The 2,863-nt window shown below is 38.4% G+C and carries 2 protein-coding genes; one reads left to right on the top strand and one right to left on the bottom strand.

Features of this window, described 5'->3' with window-relative positions; all coding sequences use genetic code 11:
* A partial coding sequence (arcC, locus tag AC3AX0_RS03785) for a carbamate kinase (protein WP_487548973.1) occupies positions 1–876 on the top strand: 876 nt, incomplete at its 5' end.
* 94 nt (positions 877–970) lie between these two features.
* Here arcC and AC3AX0_RS03780 read toward each other — a convergent pair.
* Positions 971–2,863, bottom strand: a 1,893-nt coding sequence (locus AC3AX0_RS03780; protein ID WP_487548972.1) for a glycosyltransferase family 2 protein, incomplete at its 5' end; no start/stop codon positions are given.

Raw genomic sequence — 2,863 nt, 5'->3', positions numbered from 1 at the left:
GAAGAGCAGTTAAAGATAGTAGACCAGACATGTGAAAAACTTGCAGGAATAAGCTGCAAGGATTATGAAATGGCAATAGTACACGGAAACGGACCCCAGGTAGGAAGAATTCTTCTTGCACAAGAAGCTGCAAAGGATGTAACTCCTCCAATGCCTTTCGACGTTTGTGGAGCTATGAGCCAGGGATATATAGGATATCATATTCAGCAAAGCCTTAAAAAAGCTCTTAAGAAAAGAGACAGAGACCTTCCGGTAACAACAATGCTTACTCAGGTTGTAGTGGACAAGGACGATGAGGCATTTACAAATCCTAGAAAGCCAATAGGTCCTTTCTATTCAGAAGAAGAAGCCAATGCAATAGCAGCTGAAAAAGGCTATACAATGAAGGAAGATGCTGGAAGAGGTTGGAGAAGAGTAGTTGCTTCACCAATGCCAACTAAAATTGTTGAAGTTGACACTCTTGGAAGACTTTGGAATTCAACAATAGTAATCATGTGCGGCGGCGGCGGAATCCCTGTTGTAGATGATGGAGACGGCGGATACAAAGGTATTGCAGCAGTAATCGACAAAGATCTTGCAGCAGAAAGACTTGGAGAAGAAATTGATGCAGATATATTGTTGATACTTACAGAAGTTGAAAAAGTAGCAATCAACTTTAACAAGCCTGACCAGAAAAATCTTGCTGATCTCACTATTGAAGAAGCAAAGCAATACATGGAAGAAGGACATTTTGCACCTGGAAGCATGCTTCCAAAAGTTAAGGCAGCTATTATGTTTGCAGAATCAAAACCAGGCAGAAAAGCTATAATCACCTCATTGTTAAAGGCAGAAGATGCTCTTGACGGTAAAAGTGGTACAACAATCACTGCTAAATAAACTATCAAAAGTATAATTAAATAATTCCATAAATACACAAAACAATACAACAAAAAAAAACTCCCCGGATGATAACACAATCGGGGAGTTTTACTTATATTGATTTCTTCTCGAATTCCATTTTATTATCATCATTACCTAGGTTTTCTAGTGCATGTCTAAACTCGGGACTTGTTTTGATTTTTGAACTGTTAGTAATCCTGTAGAGGACTTTTTTAGAATTGGGTGATTTCATAATCTCCTTAGCAAAAGTACACTTAATCTTGTGAACGCTGTCTATAAACAGTTCAATATGGTTTATCGGTGGATTGTTCATGTCAATGCGTTCTATAAGTACATATTCATAATTCAAATCTAGGAGCTTCATATCCACTCCATTGGAAGTGCCAACCATTTTGTTTACATAGATCCTTGGCATTTTTCTGTTTGAAATCGTATCTTTTTTGTATCTTCCTGTAATATTTGCATTGAAATCGCCAACAATATTGACAGCAGAACTCAGGTATGTAGGAAGGGAATGACTTCTGTCATATACCAATTGAAAATACTCTTTTTTATCTTTCGAAGATATTTCCGTTATTCTGAAGCTATATTTGTATCCTTTCTCAAGGTTTGATACATGGACAAGTTTGGCCTTCATTCTTGAATTATATCTTCCATCATCAACAACAAGGGTTAGCTGGTCCTCATAGCTGACATATTCGGGATAATCCAGTATAACAGCCAGTCCCTTTTCGGAAATGTCGCTAGTGAGCGCATCAATCGTATTACTATCCGTCATTATACTGACATCCATACTAGCCTCAAATCTTTCATGTTGTCTGTAGTTTTTCCTTCCATACATGAAGAATACAGCCATTATAAGTCCGTAGAGATTGACAATCAGCCAGTAAATTACAATTATATTTCCAAGAGATTCGCCTAGTATGGCATCTTTTACTGAAATAACTAGACCAAGGAGAGAAAAAACTATAAGTATGATATGAGGAATGGCATACTTCATATTAGATTCATTGTCTACTACAGACCTGTCTTTCTTTGTAACCGCAAACTTCTTAAGCTTGAAGCCCAAACTCTCCATCATTACAGGAATTATGAGATAAGGGAAGATTATTGTATCAATGACATTGCTCCATCTTTGGTTCCTTATGTTTCCTGAAATTACCTTTAGCGTTTCGTTATAGCATATATAGGATGGTAGCCATATAAGCAAGAGTTCCCAAAATGAGCATTCAACAACTCTGATGTGGAAAACCGTGAACAAAATTGGAGAAAGTATATATACAAATCTCCTCAGGAAGGTCCACCAGTACATGAAGCTTGCGAAATAGCTTATCTTGGTGCTTGGCTTAAGATCCTTGTTGGTAATGAAGTCCAGCTTTCTAACTGTCTGAACACAGCCTCTACCCCATCTTTCCCTCTGCTTAATGAGACTTTTAATGCTTGTAGGAGCAAGTCCGTGTGCCAGAGTTTTATCTATTGCATAGCAGGTATAGCCCTTGCTCTGGATCTTGATTCCTGTAGCGAAGTCTTCAGTTATTGTACCTGTAGTGATTCCGCCAACCTCGTCGAGAGCTTCCCTGGAAATCAGCGTGTTAGTACCTGCATAAATGGGAGAATTGGTTCTGTTTCTTCCAACGTTAACTTCTCTAAAGAAATAGTCCTGTTCATTGGGGATTCTTTTCTCTGAGTAGAGATTGAACTGGAACAGATCTGGATTATAAAAGCTCTGTGGGGTCTGAATGAAGCCTATTTTTAGGTCTGTTTCTTCATCTCTTGTTCTCCAGATACCCTCGTCATTCTGTTCCATCCTGTTCAGAAAGAAGTAGGGAACAGTTTCCAGAAGAAAGCTACTGTGAGGTATCATGTCTGCATCAAAGGTTGCAACAAGTGGAGAAGAAGTTTTTGAAATTGCATTATTCAAGTTTCCAGCCTTGGCATGCTCATTTTCAGACAGTCCAAAATAGCCAACTCCCATCTTTTCAGC

It is taken from the genome of Dethiosulfatibacter sp. (genome assembly GCF_983023055.1).
Note: the sequence above shows the minus strand (reverse complement) of the source record. Positions and strands in the feature narration are given on the sequence as shown.